This window comes from Anaerolineales bacterium (assembly GCA_019637805.1).
Lineage (GTDB): Bacteria > Chloroflexota > Anaerolineae > Anaerolineales > UBA11579 > JAMCZK01.
In genome coordinates this window covers 506,874-528,065 of record JAHBVB010000001.1, presented here as the reverse complement: position 1 = coordinate 528,065, position 21,192 = coordinate 506,874, and the positions used below count along the sequence as shown (strand labels likewise).

General features: G+C 62.4%; 24 protein-coding genes and 1 tRNA gene. 15 read left to right on the top strand and 10 right to left on the bottom strand.

Translation table 11 applies throughout. The features are described from left to right. Positions 1 to 16: 16 nt before the first annotated feature. The gene (locus KF885_02545; protein ID MBX3048031.1) at positions 17 to 223 is read left to right on the top strand and encodes a ChaB family protein; all 207 of its coding nucleotides are present in this window, start codon (positions 17 to 19) and stop codon (positions 221 to 223) included. Here the strand turns inward: KF885_02545 and KF885_02540 are convergent. Genes KF885_02540 through KF885_02520 form a run of 5 tightly spaced genes read right to left on the bottom strand, consistent with a single transcriptional unit; the run spans position 220 to position 4,737 of the window. After that, the gene (locus KF885_02540) at positions 220 to 747 is read right to left on the bottom strand and encodes a hypothetical protein (protein MBX3048030.1); all 528 of its coding nucleotides are present in this window, start codon (positions 745 to 747) and stop codon (positions 220 to 222) included. The two genes, KF885_02545 and KF885_02540, sit on opposite strands and share 4 nt — an antisense overlap. Beyond that, a complete protein-coding gene (locus tag KF885_02535) occupies positions 731 to 1,885 on the bottom strand; it encodes a glycosyltransferase family 4 protein (GenBank protein ID MBX3048029.1) in 1,155 nt (384 codons plus the stop codon). The genes KF885_02540 and KF885_02535 overlap by 17 nt, the downstream gene beginning before the upstream one ends. Beyond that, a complete protein-coding gene (locus KF885_02530; GenBank protein MBX3048028.1) occupies positions 1,886 to 2,977 on the bottom strand; it encodes a glycosyltransferase in 1,092 nt (363 codons plus the stop codon). Then, positions 2,970 to 3,965: a glycosyltransferase family 4 protein gene (locus tag KF885_02525; protein MBX3048027.1), complete on the bottom strand. Its 996-nt coding sequence runs from the start codon at positions 3,963 to 3,965 to the stop codon at positions 2,970 to 2,972. Before KF885_02525 ends, KF885_02530 begins: the two co-directional genes overlap by 8 nt. Positions 3,966 to 3,996: 31 nt before the next feature. Further along, entirely contained in the window at positions 3,997 to 4,737 is a 741-nt protein-coding gene (locus KF885_02520; GenBank protein ID MBX3048026.1) for a family 16 glycosylhydrolase, read from the bottom strand. Positions 4,738 to 4,878: 141 nt separating this feature from the next. Here KF885_02520 and KF885_02515 point away from each other — a divergent pair, with 141 nt between their 5' ends. The 12 genes from KF885_02515 (at position 4,879) to KF885_02460 (ending at position 14,881) form a co-directional block, all read left to right on the top strand. Further along, positions 4,879 to 5,508, top strand: coding sequence for an MBL fold metallo-hydrolase (locus tag KF885_02515; protein MBX3048025.1), 630 nt, complete (start codon positions 4,879 to 4,881; stop codon positions 5,506 to 5,508). Then, the gene (locus KF885_02510; protein ID MBX3048024.1) at positions 5,505 to 5,813 is read left to right on the top strand and encodes a hypothetical protein; all 309 of its coding nucleotides are present in this window, start codon (positions 5,505 to 5,507) and stop codon (positions 5,811 to 5,813) included. Before KF885_02515 ends, KF885_02510 begins: the two co-directional genes overlap by 4 nt. A gap of 15 nt (positions 5,814 to 5,828) precedes the next feature. Beyond that, positions 5,829 to 6,875, top strand: coding sequence for an A/G-specific adenine glycosylase (mutY, locus tag KF885_02505; GenBank protein ID MBX3048023.1), 1,047 nt, complete (start codon positions 5,829 to 5,831; stop codon positions 6,873 to 6,875). A gap of 4 nt (positions 6,876 to 6,879) precedes the next feature. Next, positions 6,880 to 7,191: an RNHCP domain-containing protein gene (locus tag KF885_02500; protein MBX3048022.1), complete on the top strand. Its 312-nt coding sequence runs from the start codon at positions 6,880 to 6,882 to the stop codon at positions 7,189 to 7,191. 36 nt (positions 7,192 to 7,227) lie between these two features. After that, the gene (locus tag KF885_02495; GenBank protein ID MBX3048021.1) at positions 7,228 to 8,244 is read left to right on the top strand and encodes a permease; all 1,017 of its coding nucleotides are present in this window, start codon (positions 7,228 to 7,230) and stop codon (positions 8,242 to 8,244) included. Between the two features lie 2 nt (positions 8,245 to 8,246). Continuing rightward, positions 8,247 to 8,966 (top strand): TIGR03943 family protein, encoded by a 720-nt coding sequence (locus KF885_02490; GenBank protein ID MBX3048020.1) that lies wholly within the window; start codon positions 8,247 to 8,249, stop codon positions 8,964 to 8,966. Further along, on the top strand, positions 8,963 to 10,324 hold the full coding sequence (locus KF885_02485; GenBank protein MBX3048019.1) for an Ig-like domain-containing protein: 1,362 nt from the start codon (positions 8,963 to 8,965) through the stop codon (positions 10,322 to 10,324). Before KF885_02490 ends, KF885_02485 begins: the two co-directional genes overlap by 4 nt. An 18-nt stretch (positions 10,325 to 10,342) precedes the next feature. Further along, positions 10,343 to 10,801 (top strand): transcriptional repressor, encoded by a 459-nt coding sequence (locus tag KF885_02480; GenBank protein ID MBX3048018.1) that lies wholly within the window; start codon positions 10,343 to 10,345, stop codon positions 10,799 to 10,801. Positions 10,802 to 10,865: 64 nt separating this feature from the next. Then, positions 10,866 to 12,500, top strand: a complete 1,635-nt coding sequence (locus tag KF885_02475) for a zinc ABC transporter substrate-binding protein (protein ID MBX3048017.1) — start codon at positions 10,866 to 10,868, stop codon at positions 12,498 to 12,500. 79 nt (positions 12,501 to 12,579) lie between these two features. Then, the gene (locus KF885_02470; GenBank protein MBX3048016.1) at positions 12,580 to 13,401 is read left to right on the top strand and encodes a metal ABC transporter ATP-binding protein; all 822 of its coding nucleotides are present in this window, start codon (positions 12,580 to 12,582) and stop codon (positions 13,399 to 13,401) included. Beyond that, positions 13,394 to 14,236 (top strand): metal ABC transporter permease, encoded by an 843-nt coding sequence (locus KF885_02465; GenBank protein ID MBX3048015.1) that lies wholly within the window; start codon positions 13,394 to 13,396, stop codon positions 14,234 to 14,236. The genes KF885_02470 and KF885_02465 overlap by 8 nt, the downstream gene beginning before the upstream one ends. 51 nt (positions 14,237 to 14,287) lie before the next feature. Beyond that, complete coding sequence (locus KF885_02460) at positions 14,288 to 14,881, top strand: hypothetical protein (GenBank protein MBX3048014.1); 594 nt, start codon at positions 14,288 to 14,290, stop codon at positions 14,879 to 14,881. 33 nt (positions 14,882 to 14,914) lie between these two features. Here the strand turns inward: KF885_02460 and queG are convergent, their stop codons facing one another. The 5 genes from queG to KF885_02435 form a co-directional block, all read right to left on the bottom strand. Further along, entirely contained in the window at positions 14,915 to 16,057 is a 1,143-nt protein-coding gene (gene queG, locus KF885_02455; protein ID MBX3048013.1) for a tRNA epoxyqueuosine(34) reductase QueG, read from the bottom strand. A 64-nt stretch (positions 16,058 to 16,121) separates the two neighbouring features. Next, a complete protein-coding gene (locus KF885_02450) occupies positions 16,122 to 17,222 on the bottom strand; it encodes a hypothetical protein (GenBank protein ID MBX3048012.1) in 1,101 nt (366 codons plus the stop codon). A gap of 38 nt (positions 17,223 to 17,260) precedes the next feature. Next, on the bottom strand, positions 17,261 to 17,641 hold the full coding sequence (locus tag KF885_02445) for a response regulator transcription factor (GenBank protein MBX3048011.1): 381 nt from the start codon (positions 17,639 to 17,641) through the stop codon (positions 17,261 to 17,263). 65 nt (positions 17,642 to 17,706) lie between these two features. Next, complete coding sequence (locus KF885_02440) at positions 17,707 to 18,237, bottom strand: ATP/GTP-binding protein (GenBank protein MBX3048010.1); 531 nt, start codon at positions 18,235 to 18,237, stop codon at positions 17,707 to 17,709. Between the two features lie 10 nt (positions 18,238 to 18,247). Beyond that, positions 18,248 to 19,081, bottom strand: coding sequence for a DUF4388 domain-containing protein (locus tag KF885_02435; protein ID MBX3048009.1), 834 nt, complete (start codon positions 19,079 to 19,081; stop codon positions 18,248 to 18,250). Positions 19,082 to 19,194: 113 nt separating this feature from the next. On the opposite strand from KF885_02435, the gene KF885_02430 reads away from it, so the two are divergent. Both KF885_02430 and ptsP read left to right on the top strand, forming a co-directional pair. Next, a tRNA-Asn gene (locus KF885_02430) sits at positions 19,195 to 19,266 on the top strand. A gap of 179 nt (positions 19,267 to 19,445) precedes the next feature. Beyond that, on the top strand, positions 19,446 to 21,185 hold the full coding sequence (gene ptsP / locus KF885_02425) for a phosphoenolpyruvate--protein phosphotransferase (GenBank protein MBX3048008.1): 1,740 nt from the start codon (positions 19,446 to 19,448) through the stop codon (positions 21,183 to 21,185). Positions 21,186 to 21,192: the final 7 nt, after the last annotated feature.

The following is a 21,192-nucleotide window of genomic DNA, read 5'->3' as shown; positions in this document are numbered from 1 at the left end:
TTGAATGGAGGTATGTATGCCTTATAAGACGATCGCGCAATTGCCCAAGGGGGTGAAAAACAACCTGCCCAAGCACGCCAAGCGCATCTACAAAGAAGCTTACAACTCCGCCTGGGAGCAGTACGACCAGGATGAAGAGCGCGCCCACCGCGTGGCCTGGTCGGCGGTCAAGAAGGCCGGCTATCAGAAGGACGCGGATGGTGATTGGAAGAAGCTGGACTAACGTCCGGCTGGCGGCAAGCGCAGGCTGCGCCCGGAATTGGGGCCGGGGAATGAGCCGCTGACGCTGATATTGCTGGTGCGCAAGTCTTCCAGCAGCTGTGCGGCATCCCGCCGCGCAGCTCCCTCTTCCGGCCGGGGCTTGCTGACCGGTTTGGCTCGATACACCTCAACCACGCCCTCGCCTTGCAGGGCCAGCCGGCAAACCGCGCGCATGTAATAGCGGTTGAACTCGCCTTCGGCGATGGTTTGGGCGGCCGTATGCGGCACTTTGGCGGTGATCAGCTCGCCGCCCGGCAGCCTGCGTTCTTCGTGGCTGCGCAGCAGAGCGCTGCCCGCCAGCGCCTCACTGAAGCTTTCCGGCGTGCCATCTTGCAGCGCGGCTCGCAGCAGGCCGAGATAGCTTGGCGCGGCCCCGTCCGCCAAACGGGGGTCAAGGTACTCTCGCTGAGCGGCCAGGTCGTCATCCAGTTCCGCCAGCATCAGGAGGCGGGTATGCCTGTCGAGATGCTCAAGCGCGAATACCACTGATCTCCTCATAAAACGCGGTTGCTCTCAGCATATTGGCTTGGTAGTCGGCGCGTTCCGCCACCAGCTCCTGGTTGATCTCGGCCGCCTGCTGGCGCAGTTGGGCGTCCTTCAACCCGTGCAGCAGCGCGGCGGCCAGGGCCTGTGCATCCGCCGGGTCCACCAGCAGGCCATTGCGCCCGGGCTCGATCCATTCGCGGATCGAAGGCAGGTCGCCGCACACCGGCAGCAGGCCGCTGGCCATGGCTTCCAGCAGGCTGTTGGGCGTGCCGTCGTGCGTGCTGGGCGAGGCCATCACCTGCGCGGCGCGATAAGTGTCTGCCAACTGGGCGGCGGAGAGCTGCGGCAAAAGATGCACGCGCCCCGCCAGCCCCAGACGCTGTACCCAGCGCTCGGCCTCAGCTTCACCCTGCATACCCGGGCAGTCAAAGTGCACGTCGGGCAGGGCGGCCAATACCGGGGGTATGGCCTGGAAGAAGCTGTCATTGCGTACATAGGCGCGGATGCCGCGCGGGTTCACCACGCGCAGTTCCCGGGGCGGCTTGGCAGCTGGATAGAAAATGTCACTGCGCACGCCGCCGTTGCCGGGCAGCACCAGCCAGGGCTTTTCGGGGTTGAAGCCCCAGCCGCGGGCGCGCTCTTGGTCCAGGTGAGTGTCGCTGTGCAGGGCTTCTGCCGCCGCCAGCGCTTGGCGTGTGGCTGTCGCCAGCAGCGGGCTGCTGTCGGCATGCAGCGTGAAATCGTTGCCCCATACCGAGATGAGCAGCGGCGAGCTGGCGGCCTTGGCGGCCAAAATGCCTTCGTAGGGGATGCGCATGGCGTGCACCAGGTCAGGCTGAATGCGCCGGATGTGGGCGTCCAGCCGCTGGGCGGCTTGACCCAGCGTGGCGGGCGCCAGCCAGTTGCGCAGCCGCGCCCGCCAGGCAGCGGGCAGTGCGGCGCGCAGGCCGCGCCCGCCGGGGCTGTCCTTGGCCATCGCTCCACTGAATGCCACGGGGATGACCTCAAAAGAGGCCAGCCCAGCCAGCGCCTCGCAGGGGAAAGTACTCACCAGGTGCACTTCATGCCGGGGGATGAAGTAGTCCATCCAGCGCAGCGCCGTGGGGGAGCGGCCGTCTGCTACAAACAAAATGCGCATTTAGCCGCCCACCTCGTTCAGCGCCGCTACAAAACCGGCCACCATATTCTCCAGGTTGAAGGTTTCCTGCACCAATCGGTAGGACTCGGCGCCCATCCGTGGCAGGCGTTCTGGCTGGCTGAGCGCCTCGGCCAGAGTGGCTTGCAGGTGGGCTTGGTCGCCCGGGCGCAGACGCCAGCCGTTGGCCGGGGTGACCATGTCTGCCTGGCTGCCGTCGCCTTCAGCGGCGATGACGGGCAGGCCGTGGCTCATGGCTTGCTGCAGGGCCAGGCCGCCGGTGCCGGGCAGTACGAACAGGTCGGCTTGGGCAAAGGCGGCGGCCAGTTGAGCGCCGTACAACGCACCGCGGAATTCGGTGGCCGGGTAGACCTGGCGAGCCAAGGCTTCCAGGGCGTCGCGTTCTGGCCCGTCGCCCACGATCAGCAAGCGCGGCTGCTGGGGCAACCCGGCGCAGGCGCGTAGCAGCGCGTCCAGGCGCTTGCGGGCCTGCAGCCGGCCCACGTACAACAGGGTCAAGGGCTGTTGGCTTTGTCGTTGGGGCAGCTTGCCCGCCGGCCGGCGGCTGGCCGCGTTGGGTGCTACGAATATTTTGTCTGCGGGCAGCCCCAGGGCGCGGTATTGCGCGGCGCCTTGCTGGCTATAGGCGATCACGCCATCGAATTGCGCCAGGAAGCGCTTGCGCCGGGCGGTACGCCACCCGGCCAAAGGGCCGGCCAGCGGCGGTGCGCCCAGCCCCCAGGCCAACACGGGACGCTTGCGGGCCTGCATCCAGCGCAGGGCGGCCGGAGTACTCAGGTAGCGCGGGTTGGCTTCCACCACCAGCGCATCCGGGTTCCAAGCTTCCAGCCAATCCAGCAGGCCGCCTTGCCAGCACAGATACAGCCCACCGTGGAATAAGTGCAGGTTGCGGGCCTGCGTCCATTGGGCCTTTTCCAGCTGCTTTGCCTGGGCAATGCCCTCTGTGGGGCGCGCTTGCCCGGCAAATACGCCCAGTCCGCCGCGACAGCTTTCGGCGAGCAGGTCAAAGAAGCCGGCTCGGTAGCCTGGCAGCACGCGCTGCACTACGCCCAGCTTTGCGGCGAACTTAGCCATGCAGTGCCCCGATGTACGCGTCCAGCATGGCCTCCAGCCCGAAAGCGGCTTCGGCCTGCTGACGGGCCCCAGCGCGCAAGTTGTCCAGGTCCGCCAGGATCGCCTGCGCTCCCTGAACCAGGGCCGCGATATCCGGAGGATCCAGCTGCCAGGGGTCGCCGCCGTAGGGCACCACGCGGCCGGCGCTGTCCGGCACCATTTCTGGCAGGGCACCGGTGTCGTAGGCCAGCACCGGCAGCCCACAGGCCAGGGCTTCGATCACGGAATTGGGGCAGGCGGCGTTAATGTCCGAGGAATACAACAGGTGCGCACCGCGGCACAGGGCCGGCACTTGGGCATTGGGCAGCACGCCCAGCCATTCAATCGCTGTGTTGTTGGCGTTCCACTTCTGGCGCACAGCCGCGCCCACCTGGCCGGCGACGGCCAGGCGCACCGGCTGCCCCAGCGCGCTTTGCAGGCCGGCCGCCAGGGCTGTGCCGCTCTCCAGTCCCAGCTCGTAGCCGCCCTGCAGGCTGCCTTCAAGTATCAAGATGCGGATGTGATCATTGGGCGGTCTTTCAGGCCCTTTGGGAGAAAAGCTGCCCAGGTCCACGCCGTTGTAGATCACCCTGGAAGGGGTCTGGTTTTGCCGGTATTGGCGCGCCCACCAGCCTTTGACAAACTGGCTTTGGTAGACGATGTGGTTGGCCAGGCTGTCGCGAATATAGGCCAGCAGCAGGTTGGCGGTTTCAGCTCGCAGCCAGTGGCGCAGCCCTGTGCGGGTCTTGCGTTGCAGCCAATTCATGCCGTCCAGCCGCTGCACCACGCGGATGCCGCGCCGGGCGGCGCGGCGCAAAGCCGGCAGCTGGCGGCTGCCGCCGATCACCAGTATCGCCTGGTAGTCTTCATCTTCCAGGTTTTGGGTGACAGTGATGCCGCGGGCCGCCAGGCCGGCGCGGAACTTGGCCTCGAAGGAAACCATGCCGCCTACACCAGAGACTTTGGGCACAATGCACACACGGGTGAGGGGAGGGGCGGGGTTATTCAATGTGGAGGTCGCTGATCTCTATCCAACAGCCGGGGGGCGTGGCCAGGCTGCCTGCCGCCAGTGAGCCGTCCGGCCGCCAGGCGGCGTATTGATTGTCCAGCCATAGTACCAGACCCAGCGGCGGCCGCGGCTGCAGCGAGCTGCGCAATACCGCTTGGCCGTCTACTCGGAATTCCAGGCCGGTTTCGTCCCAAAGGATGTGGTAGGTGTGCCAGGCTGTTGTGTCCAGCACCAGTGCGTGCAGGTCCTGCTGCACGGCGCGGGCGGCAATGCGGCGCAGTTGGCGGGCGGCGGGCCGCCAGGCCAGCAGGGGGGCGGCGATCACGCCTGGGGCCAACAGGGCGATCGGCAGCTGGGAGGCATACCCGCCCACCAGCGCGCCGTAGCCGGGCTGCTCATCGTGCAGAGAGAGATGGTTTTCGGCGGAAGCGAAGAAGAACCAAGCCGCGTTGGGCAGGCTGGGCAGCCGGCCCTGTGTGCCGCGCAGCCCCAGAGACAATCCAAAAGGGTCGTTCCACAGCCCGAAGCCCCAGGTGCCGGGCAGGGCTTTGGCGGCGCGGGCGCGCATCTGCAGGCTGCAGGGCGGGCGGTGCGGGAAAGCGCGGCGCGGCAGGCGGCTGTAGTCGTCCAGCTGGGCCAGGCGGTACTGCCCTGCGTCACCGGCGGGCAGGCTGAGCCGCCAGCCGTTAGCCGCCGGCTCCACGGCCGCCCCGGGCGTGCTGCGGATTTGCATGTCGCTATTATACGGACGGCAAAAATCCGCGATGATATAATCCGTCTGCGTTGCCTCTCCCCGCAGTTTGAGAGGCCTTGCCAGAACTTATCCGGCGCTGGCGCCGGTACCCCTGAATAGCACGATCTTTCCGAGGTTTGTATGGAAATTACCTGGTACGGACACTCCTGTTTTCGCGTCACGGAGCGCAGCATGCCGACTGTGGTGGTGGACCCTTACGATCACCATAGCGTCGGTTTCAAGCCGCTCAAGCTTAAAGGCGACATCGTGGCCATCAGCCACGACGCTCCGGGTCACAACTTTGTCAGCGGCGTTAAAGGCGCTGAATGGGAATTGCGCGGCCCGGGCGAATACGAAATTGGCGGCGTCTTCATCACCGCCGTGCCTATGCGCGGCGAGAACCAATCCCGCAATATCGTCTTTGTCCTGGACTATGACGGGGTCAGCGTGGCCCACTTGGGTGATATGACCAAGCCGCCCAGCCAGACCCAGTTGGAAGCGATTGGCAATGTGGATGTGCTGCTGGTGCCTGTCGGCGGCGGCAACGCCTTGAACGCCAGCAAAGCAGCTGAAGTGGTCTCCATGATCGAGCCGGGCATTGTGATCCCCATGCATTACAAGGTGGAAGGCAGCACTCTCGCGCTTAATGCGCTTAAGCCTTTTCTGCAGGACATGGGCGTCTCGGAAGAAAAAGCCGAACCTTCTTTGAAGATCAGCAAAGGCGCAAGCCCTCAGGAAACCAAAGTGGTGGTGCTTGAGGCCAGCCAATGACCGGCTCGGTCAAGCTGCTGATGTCTTGGGACATTCAACCCGGGCGTGAGGAAGACTATTTCGAGTTTCATATTCGCAAGTTTGTCCCGGCGTTGGAAGGTTTGGGCGTCGCGCTCAGTGAAGCCTGGCTGACCGTATATGGCGAGCAGCCGCGCCTGATGGCCGAAGCGGTGATGCCAGACCTGGCCAGCGCCCGCCAGTTGTTGGATTCCAACGACTGGGAAGACCTGGGCAGCCAAATGGAAGAACTGGTCGAGAACTTCGATTACAAATTGGTCGCCGCCCGCGGTGGCTTTCAGATCTAGACCTTAGCCTCTGCATTGAAATCCCTGATCGCTGAACCTCTGCTGCGCTGGTATGCCTCTCGCCAGCGCAGCCTGCCTTGGCGTACCCAGCCAGAGCCGTATGCCGTGTGGGTGGCGGAGATCATGGCGCAGCAAACCCGGCTGGAGAGCATGCTGCCTTATTATCAGCGCTGGATGGCGCGCTTCCCCACGCTGCGCAGCCTGGCCGAGGCCGAGCAGCAAGAGGTGCTCGGTTTGTGGGAGGGGCTGGGCTACTACAGCCGGGCGCGCAACCTGCACCGGGCTGCCCAAATGGTGCTGGCAGACTATGGCGGCCAACTGCCGGGCCGCCTTGAAGACTTACGGCGCCTGCCTGGGATTGGCGCCTACACGGCTGGGGCGATCGCCTCGCTGGCTTTCGGCCTGGACGTGCCGGCGGTGGATGGCAATGCCATCCGCGTACTGGCGCGCGTTTTCGATGTGGATCTGCCTCTGGGCAGCGGAGCCGCGCAGCAACGCTTTTGGCAGCTGGCCGCGGAGCATCTGCCGCCGGGCAAGGCCGCAGAGTACAACCAGGCGCTGATGGATCTGGGCGCCAGCCTGTGCAGCCCGCGCCGCCCGCAGTGCGACCTGTGCCCGCTGGAAGCGATCTGCCAGGCGTGCCAACTTGGCCTGCAGGCGCAGCGCCCGGTGCGCGCCGTGAGGGCGGCCACGCCGCTGCGACGGATGGCAGCGGCTGTGCTGTGCAAGGGCGAGCAAGTGCTGGTGGCGCGCCGCCCCGAGGGCGGCCTGCTGGGCGGCCTGTGGGAGTTCCCCAATCTGGAACTGCAAGAGGACCAGCCTGCGCAGGCTCAGCTGCGCGCCGCCTTCGGCCTGAAGTCAAAGGGCCGGGTGCTGGGCGAGTTCACGCATGCCTACAGCCACTTCAAGGTGGAATTGCAGGCGTTGGCCTATGTGGTCGAGCAAGTTCCCACCAGCTTGGCTCCGAGCGGTGTCTGGGTTCGCCTGGCGGACCTGCAGGACCTGCCGATGGGCAAACTGGACCGCAGCATCGCCAATGTGCTGCGCCATGGCCTAGAATAGGCGTATGGCTAAGCATTTCCAGCGCCGCCCAGAGGACTTCACCTGCGCCCACTGTGGGACGCAGGCGCAGGGGGATGGTTACACCAATCACTGTCCCGCCTGCCTGCACAGCCTGCATGTGGATCTGAGCCCCGGCGACCGGCTGGCGGGCTGCAAAGGTCTGATGGCTCCGGTAGCTGTGGAGCAGAAAGACGGCCAGTATCGCATTCTGCATCGCTGCCAGCGCTGCGGCTACCAAAAATGGAACCGGGCTGCGGCAGATGACAGCTTCGAGCGTTTGCTGGATGTGGCGCGCCGCCGGGCCGGCCCCAGCTAATCTTGCTTTTAGCCCTGTCTGGGTACAATCATCCTAATGAACAAGGTTTTCAATATTCTGGGTTTGCTGGGGTTGGCGCTCTTGCTGCTGGCGGCCTTTCTTGGTGTCCAAAATTGGGCGGTGGCGGGTTTTACCCTCCCGGATCAGTTTTATACGCTCTCCACCATTTTTCTGGGGATTTTCATTGAAGCAGCGCCCTTTTTGCTGATGGGCACCCTGGCCTCCGGTTTTGTGGAGGTCTTTCTTGACCGGGATGCGATCCAAAGGCTGATGCCCAAGAATGCCCTGCTGGGGGCAGTGGCGGGCGGTTTGCTGGGCTTCATTTTCCCGGTATGTGAGTGCGGTGTCATCCCGCTGACCAGGCGCTTTTTCAGCAAAGGTCTGGCGCCGGCCACCGGCATTGCCTTTTTGCTGGCTTCCCCGGTGATCAACCCGATCGTGGTGGCCAGTACCTACGCGGCCTATGGCTGGGGGCCGGTCTTGTTTTGGCGCATTGGCCTCAGCCTGTTTATTGCCGTGGCGGTGGGCCTGGTGTTCGCCTTGCAGCCGCGCCCGGCCCAGTTGTTGAAGCCCATGCCGCTGATCCAGATCAGCGGCGCCAGTGTGGACCATCCCCACATCGCCCCGGCTGCGCCGGGCTTGGGGCCGCGTATCCAGCGCGCCCTGGTCATCGCCGGCGATGAATTCTTCGAGATGGGTCGTTACCTGATCGCCGGTTCGCTGCTCGCCGCGCTGCTGCAAACCGTGGTGCCGCAGACGGCTTTGCTGGCGGTAGGTTCCGGCCCGCTGCTTTCTGTGCTGGTGATGATGGCTTTGGCCGTTCTGCTCTCGATCTGTTCCACGGTGGATGCTTTTGTCTCGCTGGCTTTCGTGGGCAGCTTCACCAGCGGCTCGATCCTCTCTTTCCTGGTCTTCGGTCCCATGGTGGACATCAAGAGCGTGATGCTTTATCTGCAAGTCTTTCAGCGCAAGACTGTCTTGTACATTGTCTGGTTGGTGTTCTTGTTTGTTTTGCTGGCCAGCGTTTTCATCAATCTCAATATAGGGATCTAGCCATGACTGCACGCCGCTACGCCGTACTCAAAATTGTCATGCTGCTGGGGCTGGGTATTTACCTGCTCTACAAAACTTTCTCCGGCACGCTGTATTTCTATATCAGCGACCGCTTCACCTGGCTGGTGCTGTTCGGTGGGGCCGGGTTTGTCTTGCTGGGGCTGGCGGCTCTGCGTAACCTGTTGCGCCAGGCGGCGCCTGGGCACAGCCATGCCAGCAATTGGACAGTCTTGATCGTGGCCGTGCCGCTGCTGTTCGGTTTTCTGGTGCCAGACCGGCCGCTGGACAGCTCTGCTTTGGATACGCGCGGCCTGACCACCAACACGGGCCTGGGGGGCGGCGCCTGGTCGAATGTGGAATTGAGTTTGCCCTCCGACCAGCGCAGTGTGCTGGACTGGGTGCGCACTTTTAACTTCGCCAGTGATCCCTCTATCTATACGGGAGAACCGGCTGATGTGATCGGCTTCGTTTATCACGATGATCGTCTGGGCGCGGATGAATTCATGGTGGGGCGCTTTGCGGTGACCTGCTGTGTGGCCGACGCTTTTGCGGTGGGCGTGATCGTGCGCACTCCCCAGGCCGCCGATTGGCCCAGCAACGCCTGGGTGCACATCAGCGGTCAGGTGGCGGTGGGCCAGTTTGACGGCCGGCCCTATCCGGTGATCGAGGCCGCCAGCATCAAAGAAGTGCCCGTGCCGCCGCAACCGTATTTGTTCCCATGAACCGTTTTAGTCGCCTGGATATAGCGGTTGGCGCGCTGTCTCTGTTTCTGCTGGCCGCCCTGGGCCTGGTGCTGTGGCGTGGTGACCAGGTGGGTGTCAGCGTGCTGGCCGTCTCACCGCTGGATGGGGCCGCGGCGGCCGCCTCCGCGCCGGTCGCCATCACCTTCGGTGAGGCGATGGATGCCGCCAGCGTGGAAAGCCGTTTCAGCCTGCAGCCGCAGACAGCCGGCCGCTTCATCTGGCGCGACAACACGCTGTACTTCCTGCCTGAGCAGGCATTCGCAGAAGGCCAAACCTATACAGTGCGCCTCGCATCCGGGGCCAGCACCTATTTGGGGCACGTCCTGGCCGAAGAGCTGAGTTGGTCCTTCACCACGCGTTCGCCCGGCATGGCCTTTATGCGCAGCTCAGACCAGGGGGCGGAGCTGTGGACCTTGACGGATCTGGAAGGCTCCCCGCGCCAAGTCACTGATATGGCAGGGGATGTCTTCGATTTCGCCGTTTCTGTGGACGGGCAGCAGATCCTTTACTCGGCCTTTAACGAGCAGGCCGGGATCGACCTGTGGCTGGTGGGCCGCCAAGGCGAAGACAACCGCATGGTGCTCAATTGCGGCCTGGACCGCTGCTATGCACCCGATTGGTCTGCGGACGGGCGCGTGGCCTACAGCCGGGCGCCCGGCCCGCTGAATCCCGGCGAGGGCTACGGCGCCCCGCGCATCTGGTTGCTGGAACCGGCCACGGGCCAAAGCGTGCGCCTGCATGCCGACACGCAGAAGATCGGCTATGGCCCCAGCTGGTCGCCGGAAGCGGGCCGTTTGGCTTATTACGATGGCGTGCAGAACCGCATTGTGGTGGTGGACATGCTCAGCGGGCAGGAGATCTATCTGCCGTCGCGCGTCGGGGTGGTGGGCAGCTGGATGCCGGACGGCGACCAGATGCTGTATTACGACACCAAGCTGGCGGATGGTCTGGCGCTCTACACCATCTTCCGGGCGGATTTTTCCACCGAGGATATCCTGCCGTTCTTTGAGCCCCAGCCCGCTGATGGGGATTACAGCATGCCAACCCTCTCGCCTTCGGGCGAGTGGGTGGCGCTGCGCGTGCGCCCGGCGGATGGAGGCCCGGCTGACCAGGTCTGGGTCACCCCCGCAGATGGGCGCTTTGCCCTGACAGCTGCCGAGACAGAGGCCTCGCTCTTCTCTGACCTGAGTTGGGATCCACAATCGCGGTATCTGCTGTATCACCGCATGCAACTGGGCGTGGGCAACCCCGTGCCCGAAGTGTGGGTCTGGGATCGCTCAAGCGGGACAACGCGTTTGCTGGTGCGCGACGCCAGTGCCCCGGCCTGGTTGCCCTAAGCGTTATAATTTTTGATGATGACCCATCCGCAGATTGTCACCGAACAAAGCCCGGCTGAAAAAAGCCGTTTGTGGCTGCGCTATTTGCAGCAGCAGGGCTACCGGATCACCGGCTCGCGCCGCGCAGTGGTGGATGCTTTGGCGCAGGCTGAACGTTCATTGACCGCCGCGGACCTCTACGAGATCGGGCGCGCCAAGCACAAAGGGCTGGGCCTGGTTTCGGTGTATCGCACGCTGGAGAAGCTGGAGGAGTTGGGCCTGGTGCAGCGCGTGCACGGGCCGGGCGGGTGCCATGCCTACATCTCCGCCCAGGATGGGCACAACCACATGCTGGTGTGCGAGAACTGCGGCCGGGTGGAGATGTTCGAGGGGGATGACTTGAAGGACTTCACCCGCAACCTGGAGAAGCAGAGTGGTTTCCGCATCCACGAGCACTGGCTGCAGTTCTTTGGAGTGTGTACTCAATGTCAAGTCTAGCTTGACATATTTTTTTGTCTCATTATAATGAAAATGATTTTCAATATCATTTGGAGGCAGAATCGTGAAGTTTCATAAGCAAGCAGGATTTGTTCTTTTTGTGGCCGGTGCTTTGTTGTTGTCCGCCTGTGCGGGAACCCCAGCCGCAGAGACCGGCAAATTGCAGGTGGTGGCAACCACCGGTATTGTCGGTGACGTAGTCGCCCAGGTGGGTGGCGAGCACATCGCCGTCAACGTCTTGATCCCGGCGGGGGCGGACCCGCACTCTTTTGAACCGACCCCACAGGATGCGGCCGCTTTGGCCTCTGCTGACGTGGTGGTGGCCAATGGTTTTGGTTTGGAAGAATCGCTGCAAGCGCTGTTGGATGCGCAGGGCGATAAGGTAGTGTATGCCTCAGAAGGCATTCACGCCCTGGAATTTGATGAGCATGACCATCATGACGAAGATCATGACCATGAGCATGAAGGCGAAGAGCACGGTCACGACCACGATCATGGCGATGTCAGCGACTTAAGTTTATGGGGAGGTGATTGGATCAGTACTTCGGCTTACGACCCGGATGCTTTCCAGCCTGCCTATGACGCGATCATCGCTTCCACACCGGAATTGAGTAACGAAGATGTGGTGCGCGCTTTTCTTGACGAAGGCTACACAACCAGTTTCGATACTTTTTTGGTTGAGGCCGAGACTGTGACCTTCACCTCAGAAACAGGAAGCATCGCTTGCGACTATGCCTACACCGGCACGACGCCTGTACTTCAAGTAGAGGGTGAAGTTTGGTCAGTCTTCGAAACTGGCGATCACGACTGTGATGAATACCGTTACTTGCTCCTGAGTCCGCCGCATGCAGTCGAAGCAGAGGCAAGTTTGCATTTCCATATGATTTATGGCAGTACCAGCCCTGAAGAGATTGCCGAATCAAGCGGCGTCTGGGTGCCTGCTTTGTACCCCGCAGGAACCGATGTCCAGGCACTGGTGAATATGTGGGTTGCCAGCGCCAGATTGATTGGTGTCTACATTGCTGGTGTCAATGGCATTGAAGCCGCAATGACTGAAGAAGAACAAGCCGCACTGGCTGGGGCCACAGGCGGTCATGACCATGAGCACGAAGACGAAGAAGGCCATGAGCATGAGCACGAAGAGGAAGCCGGCCATGACCATGAGCACGAAGGCCCCGACCCGCACGCCTGGATGAATCCCCAAAATGTGAAGGTCTGGGCGGACAATGTGGCCGCAGCGCTCAGCGCGGCTGATCCGGCCCACGCGGCCAGCTACCAAGCCAATGCCGAGGCCTACAAGGCCGAGCTGGATGCGCTGGACAGCTGGGCCGCCGAACAGCTGGCGGGCATCGATCATGAGCGGCGCGTGCTGGTGACCGATCACGAGACCCTGGGCTACTTTGCCGCTCGCTACGACTTTGAAGTCATCGGTGCACTGATTCCCAGCCTCAGCACGCTCAGCGAGCCTTCCGCCGGTGAGCTGGCTGCGCTGCAAACCGCCATCGCAGACCACGAGGTCGATGTGATCTTCATCGGCTTCAGCATCACGCCGGGCTTGGCCCAGAGCGTGGCGGCAGACACCGGCGTGCAACTGGTGACCTTGTACACCGAAGCGCTTAGCGCGGCGGATGGCCCCGCCGCCAGCTATCTGGATATGATGCGCTACAACGTTAGTGCCATCGCCCAAGCGCTCAAGTAGCAACCTTCAAAGATGAGCGGGCCGGCGCCACCGGCCCGCTCATCTGTTATGTCGTCTTCGCGGTAAAATCGCAAACTCTATGTTGAAAAGTATTTTCAATCCAAGCCCTGCCCATACACATGGCCAGCGCTCGGTGGCCGTCGATCTGCGCAAGCTGAGCGTGCGTTTTGACGGGCACTTGGCGCTGGAGGACGTTTCGCTGCAGGTGGAGCCTGGGTTGCGCGTGGCCGTGGTTGGCCCCAATGGGGCGGGCAAATCGACTTTGTTCAATGTCCTGGCGGGCCTGCTGCTGCCCAGCGCCGGCCAGGTGCGCATTTATGGGCACGCCCCGGCCCAGCACCACTGCCTGGCTTATGTGCCGCAAAGCAGCCAGGTGGACTGGACCTTCCCGGTCAGCGTGCGAGATGTGGTCATGATGGGTCGCAGCGGGCACCTGGGCCTGCTGCGCTGGCCGGGCGCGGAGGACCGGCGACTGGTGGATGAGAGCCTGGCCCGCGTGGGGCTGACTGGTTTGGCCCAGCGCCAGATCGGCCAGCTGTCCGGCGGCCAGCGCCAGCGCATGTTCATCGCCCGCGCCCTGGCCCAGGGCGCCGATCTGCTGCTGCTGGACGAACCACTGGCCGGGTTGGATATCCCCTCGCAGGAACAAATTGTGAATATTTTGGACGAACTGCGCGCTCTGAGCATCAGCGTGCTTTTTGCCACGCATGACCTGGGGCTGGCCGCAGAACACTTTGACCGCATTCTGTTGCTCAACCGCCGGCTGGTGGCTTACGGGCCGCCGGAGCAAGTCCTCAGCGGCGAGCATTTGACCGCGGCCTATGGCGGCCATATGCAGGCGATCGAGACCAAAGACGGACGCCTGTTGCTGGGCGACAGCGGGGGTCACACCCATGTTTGATTGGCTGCTGGAACCGCTGGCCTTTGACTTCATGCAGCGCGGGCTGCTGGCCGCCAGCCTGGTCGGCGTGATCTGCGCCGTGGTGGGCTGCTACATCGTATTGCGCGGCATGGCCTTTCTGGGCGATGCGCTGGCCCACACCATTCTGCCTGGCATGGCCCTGGGTTACCTGGTCAGCGGCGGGCAGCGCGGCGCCCTGTTCTGGTGGGCACTGGCCGCCGCAGTGGTGAGCTCCCTGGGCATTGGCGCCCTCAGCCGGGACGGCCGTTTGAAGCAGGACACCGCCATCGGCATTGTTTTTGCCGGCATGTTTGCGCTGGGTGTGGCGCTGATCTCCACGGCGCGCAGTTATGCGGTGGATCTTTCACATTTCCTTTTCGGCAATATTCTGGGGATCACCAATCAGGATATTGGGCTGACCTTTACTGTAGGGGCGGTTGTGCTCTTGCTGGTGTGGGCCTTTTATAAAGAATTCCTGGTGCTGGCGTTTGACGCCCAGCTGGCCACCACCCTGCGGCTGCCCGCTCGCTTTCTCGAAATCCTGCTCTCCCTGCTGACGGCGGTGGCGATTGTGGCTTCGCTGCAAACTGTGGGCGTGGCCTTGGTGGCTGCCATGCTGGTTACCCCGGCGGCCACTGCTATGCTGCTGACCAAAAGCCTGCCGCGGATGATGCTGCTGGCCGCCCTGATCGCGGCGGGCAGCGGCTTCCTGGGTTTATACATCTCCTTTTACTTCAATGTGGCTTCCGGGGCCGCCATTGTGCTGACCTGCACCCTGATCTTTGTCCTGGTCTGGTTGCTGAGACGACCCGGCGCGCACAACGCGGCCGCCTAGCTGGGGAACTAAGCGGCTCCCCTCAACGTTCTCTCTTCAGGAGAAACCACTATGAAAAAGCTTATATGGCTTGGTTTGTTGGCCGCACTGGCGGCCTGTTCAGCACCCGCACAACCCGTATCTAACAGTCCACTGGATGCCATCGTCGCCGAAGAGGCTGCCCCATCCAGCCAGCCGGCGAGCACCCTGCCGGCCTTGGAGGCTGTGTATCAGGACGGGCTGAATCGGTTCGCCCTGCACTATCCGGCTGCCTGGCATCTGCTGGGCGGTGAGCAAGGCTCGCGCGGCGGCTACCTACAGATCGCTTCCTGGGACCCGGGCGCGGCGGGCATCGAAAGTGTTCCTGAAGGCGAGAGCCTACTGCAGATCGCCGGTTACCTGTGGGATCCCAAAGGCGACCTGCCTGCGCGGGTAGCGATGCGGCATGGCGCGCTGACCAGTTCTGGCAATGCAATCCTTGAGGAAAGCGAGCTTTCCTTCGCTGGCGGCCCGGCGGCAGTGCGTATGCTTTTGGAGGACACCAGCGGCAGGCAAAGCTTGCTGTATTTCTTTGTCCTTGGCGATGACTACCTGGAGATCACCGGCGTGGGCGACTTGGCGGTGATCGACCAGATCATAAGCACTTTCAATTATCTGAGCCAATAGATATAAAACAGCCCTGGCGAAGCCAGGGCTGTTTTATGACTCCCCTGCGGCCCGCGCGGCCGCAATTTCCTGGCGAACGTACTCGTCGGTTTCTGATTGCTGAGCGGCCTGCAGGGCCGCCTGGGCTTGCTGGCCGCCAATGCAGCCCAGCGCCCAGGCGGCATGGCCGCGCGCCAGCGGCTCCTCATCTTGTTGCAGCAGGCTGGCGAGGGCTGGCACCCGCTGCCGGTCGCGGCTGTTGCCCGCCGCTACGGCCAGGTTGCGCAGGTAGCCGCGGCGCTTGCTGCGCTTGATGGGCCTGCCTTTGTATGTCTGATTGAAGCCCCTGCGGTCCAGGGAAAGACCGGCGTCAAAATCCACCCAGGCCTGCTGGGGGTCGCTGCCCAGCAGGCTGGCGCCTTCTCGTGGCGCAAAGCGCTGGTTCCAGGGACAGACCTGCTGGCAAATATCGCAGCCGAACACCAGGTTGCCCAGGGCTGGGCGCAGTTCCGGGGGGATCGGCCCTTTGAGCTCAATGGTCAGGTAGGAGATGCAACGTGTGGCGTCCAGGGTGCGATCCGGCAGAATGCAGTCGGTCGGGCAGGCGTCAAGACAGCGCGTGCAGCTGCCACAATGGTCGGTTTCCAAAGGTGCATCGGCTAGCAGTTCAATGCCCAGCAGGATCTCGGCCAAAAGAAAATAAGAACCGGCTTGGGGGTTGATCAAGAGGCTGTTCTTGCCGATCCAGCCCAGCCCGGCGCGCTGGGCCAGTTCGCGTTCCAGCAAGGGTCCGCTGTCGGTATGCCAACGGTTGGGCACCGCCTGGCCGGCCTGCTCTTCAATAAAAGCCACCAGGGCTTGCAACTGGGGCTTGAGCACTTCGTGATAGTCCTGCCCCCAGGCATAGGCGGCCACACGGCCGGCGTTTTCCTGGGGCTGCGGCGGGCCGGGGTTATCGTATGGCAGACCCAAGACCAGGATGGATTTGCATTCCGGCAAGATGGAGCGCGGATCACGGCGGCGCTCAACAGCGCGCGGCTCGGCCAGGTAGGCCATGCTGCCGTGGCGCCCGGCGGCCAACCAGGCCAGGTAGCCTTCCATTTGCGCCGACGGCTGCGCTTCAGTCACGCCCACCAGGCCAAAACCCATCTGGCGGGCTTTGGCTTTGATGCGGGCGGTCAGCGTGCTTGTGTCCATGCGCATAGTAAAACAAAGGCCCTGCAACTGCAGGGCCTTTGTACTTCGGGTTGCACTTACTTGTCTAGGGCGTAGTGTAGCTGATGGTCAGCTTGATCCCGCCCAGGAAGCGCACCAGGGTACTGCCGGCTGGTGTACCGGTGAAGCGCAGTTGGTACTCGAGCGTGGAGGAGCCCAGGGCAGCCTGCAGGCGGCTCTTGACGGCGTCATTGATGAACACTGTGGATAGCTCGGTCTTGTTGCACCACTGCATGTCCGGCCCGGCGCCGCTGGCGTTGTAGTCGCCGGCGTCCAACGGGAAGAAACTGCCGGCATAGCCCTGCAGACAGCCCAGGCTGTCAAAGGGGTTGCCCATGGTGTCGTAGCTGCTAAAGTCCACTTTGACTTCCGTGATGGTGGCGTTGCTGGGGATCTTTGAGATGTCAAAGGCCACAAAACCGCGCACGCCCACGTCGTTGTTGGCGCCGACATGGGCGGCGGAACCAAAGGCGCCGTTGGCGTCGATCTGGCCGACGCTGACGGCGTTAAAGTTGCTGCCGCTGCCGCTTCCGCCCCCACTGCTGCCGCCACTGCCCGAGTTGATCACCACGTAGAAACTGCCGAAGTTCTGGTTGCTGGTGTTGCGCAGCGCCCAATAGCCGGTGTGCTCACCGCTGCTGGTGGGCGCGATCAGTTTTACGGAAATGTCCACTGTGCTGCCAGGCACTACGTTGGCGCTCAACGGCTGGCTGGCCGGGCCGCTCATCGAATTGCCGCTGACAAATACCACGGCATAGCCTGTGGTCCAGGTGCAGGTGCCCGCATTGCGCAGGCGCCAGGTCTTGGTGAATTCCGTGCCGGCGGCCACCTGCTGCCCATCCGGGATGGTCACATCAGACACGAATTGAATGTTGTCGCAGCTGTTGCCGCCCGTGCCGCCGCCGCTGGAGGTGGTGGGCGGTGGCGTGTTGGTTACGTCCGGTGTGTTGCTCGGCTCTGGCGTGGGGCTGGGTTCCGGAGTGTTGGTGGCACTAGGGGTTAGCAGCGCGCTCTGGGTCAGGTTAGCGCTTACGGTTTCTGCCGCGGCGGTCTGCACCTGAGCGGCAGAGTTGCCGCCCGGCATATTGCAGGCGCCGAGCGCCAGCAACAAGACCACACCAAGGGCGAGGAATGTCCCTTTTTTCATATGATTCAAACTCCTATGCCAATTTCTTGGATTCTAGCCTAAAACGTTTGCGTTTGTGCGGGCAGGGAGAGGCACAGCCGGATGCGCTCCAGCAGGTCTTCCAGCTCAAACGGCATGCTTAGGTATTCGCTGGCGCCCATTTCCAAGCAGGCTTCTCCATATCCAGCTTCCCTTTCGCTGGATATCACCATTACCGGCACTCCCTTAGCCTGCCATGCGGCCAACTGGCTGGCCAGGGCGCCGGGTGGGTCGTCTGGCCCGCTGTGCAGGATGACCAGTTGCGTTTCTGTGGTGGGCTTGGTGCCAGGCAGGTAACCTTGCAGGCTCAGGCCAGCCACCAGCATCTGGCGCAGGTCTGCCTGTTCGATCAGCAAAAGAATTGGAATGCGTGGATAGGCACGCAACGTACTGGCGTCCATCTAGACAGAGAACGTAGCCCGCCCCCATGCCCTCATGGCCCATTGGTACTATTTGGTCGGTGTGGCTAAGCGTCCAGCTCGTTGAGGATGTTCTCGAGGAGTTCCAGCAGCACGGTTTTGACGTTGTCTTTGTTCATGGAGACGCAGGGCAGCATTTTGACGCCTTCTTCCAGACGCAAGGCCACGCGCATGTCGTCCAGATCCCAGGCGTCTGGCAGGTCTTGCTTGCTGGCGGCCACTACATAAGGAGTGGGGGAGAAGGCCCGGAACGCTTCGAGGATGCCGCGCGCTTCACGGAAGGTTTCGGGCCGGGTGCTGTCCACCATGACAATGAAACCCAGCATGCCCTCAGACAAGATCTCCCACATAAAGTCGAAGCGTTTTTGCCCTGGCGTGCCAAACAGATACAGCACCAGGTTGTCATCCACGGTGATGCGGCCGAAGTCCATGGCCACCGTGGTGGTCTCTTTAATGCGCTCTTCGGCGCTGCTGATCTTGCGTTCGGTGGAAACTACATCGATTTCACTGACGGTTTGGATGAATTCTGTTTTGCCTGCACTGAAGGGGCCGGTGACGACCATTTTTACGGTAAGCATGGCGGGCTCCCTAAATTGAGCGAATGCGATCCATCAGTCGGGTGATCAGGTTCTTTTGCTCCTGGGCTTCCATGCCGGGGAAGGCGGCTTTCAGACCGTCCAACTGGGTGGACGCCCCTTCGGCGCGCACCAGCTTCACCAGCCCGGCCTGCAGCAAGCCGTACACGATGCGGCGGATCTCCAGATCATTCATTTTGCTGGCTTTGGCGATCTGGCGGATGCTGTTCTTGGGATTGATATAAGAGACGACCCGCCATTCTTCAACATTGAGGTTGACCTTCTTGAGATTGACCCCAGGGCGGTCAGTGAAGGCCAGCGCCATATCCAGCGTGGGCACTTCCAAGTTGAGTTGCTCCCACTCGGATACCTGGCGGGCGCCCTCAATGATCAAATTCTCCAATGGGATGCGCAAGGGGATCTTGCCCTCAGGCACGTCCTGGCTGGTCTCGAACTTGAAGTGGCCTTCGACCCAAGTGAAGAGCTGTTGAATGATGCCTACATAATAGTCCTGCAGACTTTCCAGAATATCGCTGCGGGTGACATACCCGGAGTTGATCAGCAGCAGGCCCAACTCTTTGTCGCTCATGCTGCCGGCGCGTGTGCGCAGCGTGGCCAATTGGGCGTCGTTGATCTTTTCAGAGCGGTGCAATACTTCAGGCAGGCTGCTTTGGGCGCCGTCCGCATCGCTGGCCAGCTGCGCGTAAGCCAGCTTGCCCTGGCGGAAGATTAGCCGGGCGCCTTCGCTGGGCACGTCCACCAGCAGCGCGCCGCTTTTGCTGGCCAGGTTGACCAGGTTGAGCAGCTGGGTAGTACTGAAGTCTTGCAAATTGCCTTGGAGAGCCATAGGATGCTGTCTGCCTTGATAGGCGATTATACATGTTCGCAGGGGTGGCGAGCGGCCCTCCGTGAATGCGGTGGTTGACACCCCCAGTTACCCCGAATATAATCCAGCCGCCTTCCTCGGTAGCTCAATGGCAGAGCGGGCGGCTGTTAACCGCTAGGCTGTAGGTTCGAATCCTACCCGAGGAGCTGAAGAGACGGCCCGGTTTTCGGGCCGTCTCTTTTTAATCCGATGCGCTGTCCACAGCCTCACTGGATTCAAGGTGCATTACTTGGCACGCTGTGCTCGAAGTGGTAAGCTCAAAGCCGAAGGATAGCAAGGCGCACGGGCTTAAGAAGCTGCACTTATTCGTCTTGCACGGAACACAATGGATACTGCTGTAGCCAATCTCACCATCAAAGGGGTCCCAGCCTCGGCTGGGATCGCCATCGGCAAACCCTGGATCTACCGGCCAGCGCAAGCGGCCGTGAAACGACGCAGCATTGCGGATGTGGACCAGGAACTGGAACGCTTCGAAGCCGCCCGGCAGGAAGCGCTGCAGCAGCTAGGCGATCTGGCCACTAAAACCCGCGCCGAGATCGGCCAGGCTGAGGCCGAGATTTTCGAGGCACACCAGCTTTTTCTGGAAGACGATGAACTGATCAAGGTCATTACCCACACCGTACAGAGCGAGAAGATCTGTGCCGAGGCGGCTGTGGACGCGGCGATCGCTGCTGCTGCGGCCCAGCTCAGCGCTTTGGAGGACGACTATTTTCAGGCGCGGGCGATTGATTTGCGGGATGTGGGCCGCCGGCTGGTGAACCTGCTGCTGGGCGTGGACACGGGCTTGCGAGATTTTCCGGCCTACCCGGTGGTTGTGCTGGCCGAGGATCTAACGCCCTCCGACACCATGCAGTTTGAGAAGTCCAAGCTGTTGGCTTTGGTGACCGTGCAGGGCGGCCCCACATCGCACACCGCCATCCTGGCGGGCAGCATGGGCATCCCCGCCCTGGTGAGCGTGCCGGTGGACTTGGCCGCTGCGGAGCGCAGCCCTCAGGTGATCGTGGATGGCAGCACCGGCCAACTGATCCTTGACCCGCATCCGGATCTGTTGGCTGCCAAACAAGCTGAGCAGGCCCAACTGCATGCCAAACACAGCGCGGCCGAAGCGCGCAGCCACGAAGCCGCCATCACGCTGGACGGCCACGTCGTAGAAATTGTGGCCAATATTGGCAATCTGGAGGGCGCCCAGAAGGCTCTGCAGCATGGCGCCGAAGGGGTGGGGCTGTTCCGTACGGAGTTTCTTTTCCTCGACCGTGAGCAGATGCCCACCGAGGAGGAACAAACCCAGGCCTACCGGCAGATTTTTGAGGTGCTGCGCGGCAAGCCGGTCGTCGTGCGGACTCTGGACATTGGCGGCGACAAAGCTGTGCCTTACCTGGGGTTCAAGGACGAGGCCAACCCCTTCCTCGGCTGGCGCGCCATCCGCATGATGGATGGCCGCTCAGACGTGCTGCTTTCCCAGTTGCGCGCTCTGCTGCGCGCCGGGGTGGATGCAGACCTGCGCATTATGGTGCCGATGGTCTCGCGCCTGACAGAGGTGGAGCAGGCCCGCAGCCTGCTGCAGCTGGCACAGGAGCAGCTGCAAAATGAAGGCCTGCCCGCTTGCCAAACCCCCCAGTTCGGCATCATGGTTGAGGTGCCCTCGGCTGCTTTGGTGGCAGAGCACATCGCCCCCGTGGTGGACTTTTTTAGCATCGGCACCAATGACCTTACTCAGTACACCATGGCCGTCGACCGCACCAATGAACGTGTGGTCCACATTGCCAGCACTTTCCATCCCGGCGTATTGCGGCTGATCCAAATCACGATTGAAGCCGCTCATCACCACGGAAAATGGGTGGGCCTGTGCGGCGAATTCGCCTCCAACCCGGCGGCAGTCCCTTTGTTGCTGGGCCTGGGTTTGGATGAGTTCAGCATGTCTCCGGTCCACATCCCCAATATCAAGGATCTGGTCCGTGGCTGGTCGATGGACGAGTGCCGCGAGATCGCCCGCCATGCGCTGAGCCTGCCTAAGGCTGCTGCGGTGGAAGCCTACCTCAAGTCGGTCTATGAGCATAAACTCTAAAGAATAG

Bases quoted from the DNA above. Each gene is read 5' to 3' on its own strand.
- KF885_02545 (MBX3048031.1), top strand. From the start codon at position 17: ATGCCTTATAAGACGATCGCGCAATTGCCCAAGGGGGTGAAAAACAAC.
- KF885_02535 (MBX3048029.1), bottom strand. From the start codon at position 1,885: ATGCGCATTTTGTTTGTAGCAGACGGCCGCTCCCCCACGGCGCTGCGC.
- KF885_02530 (MBX3048028.1), bottom strand. From the start codon at position 2,977: ATGGCTAAGTTCGCCGCAAAGCTGGGCGTAGTGCAGCGCGTGCTGCCA.
- KF885_02520 (MBX3048026.1), bottom strand. From the start codon at position 4,737: ATGCAAATCCGCAGCACGCCCGGGGCGGCCGTGGAGCCGGCGGCTAAC.
- KF885_02515 (MBX3048025.1), top strand. From the start codon at position 4,879: ATGGAAATTACCTGGTACGGACACTCCTGTTTTCGCGTCACGGAGCGC.
- KF885_02510 (MBX3048024.1), top strand. From the start codon at position 5,505: ATGACCGGCTCGGTCAAGCTGCTGATGTCTTGGGACATTCAACCCGGG.
- KF885_02500 (MBX3048022.1), top strand. From the start codon at position 6,880: ATGGCTAAGCATTTCCAGCGCCGCCCAGAGGACTTCACCTGCGCCCAC.
- KF885_02495 (MBX3048021.1), top strand. From the start codon at position 7,228: ATGAACAAGGTTTTCAATATTCTGGGTTTGCTGGGGTTGGCGCTCTTG.
- KF885_02490 (MBX3048020.1), top strand. From the start codon at position 8,247: ATGACTGCACGCCGCTACGCCGTACTCAAAATTGTCATGCTGCTGGGG.
- KF885_02485 (MBX3048019.1), top strand. From the start codon at position 8,963: ATGAACCGTTTTAGTCGCCTGGATATAGCGGTTGGCGCGCTGTCTCTG.
- KF885_02480 (MBX3048018.1), top strand. From the start codon at position 10,343: ATGACCCATCCGCAGATTGTCACCGAACAAAGCCCGGCTGAAAAAAGC.
- KF885_02470 (MBX3048016.1), top strand. From the start codon at position 12,580: ATGTTGAAAAGTATTTTCAATCCAAGCCCTGCCCATACACATGGCCAG.
- KF885_02465 (MBX3048015.1), top strand. From the start codon at position 13,394: ATGTTTGATTGGCTGCTGGAACCGCTGGCCTTTGACTTCATGCAGCGC.
- KF885_02460 (MBX3048014.1), top strand. From the start codon at position 14,288: ATGAAAAAGCTTATATGGCTTGGTTTGTTGGCCGCACTGGCGGCCTGT.
- queG (MBX3048013.1), bottom strand. From the start codon at position 16,057: ATGGACACAAGCACGCTGACCGCCCGCATCAAAGCCAAAGCCCGCCAG.
- KF885_02450 (MBX3048012.1), bottom strand. From the start codon at position 17,222: ATGAAAAAAGGGACATTCCTCGCCCTTGGTGTGGTCTTGTTGCTGGCG.
- KF885_02445 (MBX3048011.1), bottom strand. From the start codon at position 17,641: ATGGACGCCAGTACGTTGCGTGCCTATCCACGCATTCCAATTCTTTTG.
- KF885_02440 (MBX3048010.1), bottom strand. From the start codon at position 18,237: ATGCTTACCGTAAAAATGGTCGTCACCGGCCCCTTCAGTGCAGGCAAA.
- KF885_02435 (MBX3048009.1), bottom strand. From the start codon at position 19,081: ATGGCTCTCCAAGGCAATTTGCAAGACTTCAGTACTACCCAGCTGCTC.
- ptsP (MBX3048008.1), top strand. From the start codon at position 19,446: ATGGATACTGCTGTAGCCAATCTCACCATCAAAGGGGTCCCAGCCTCG.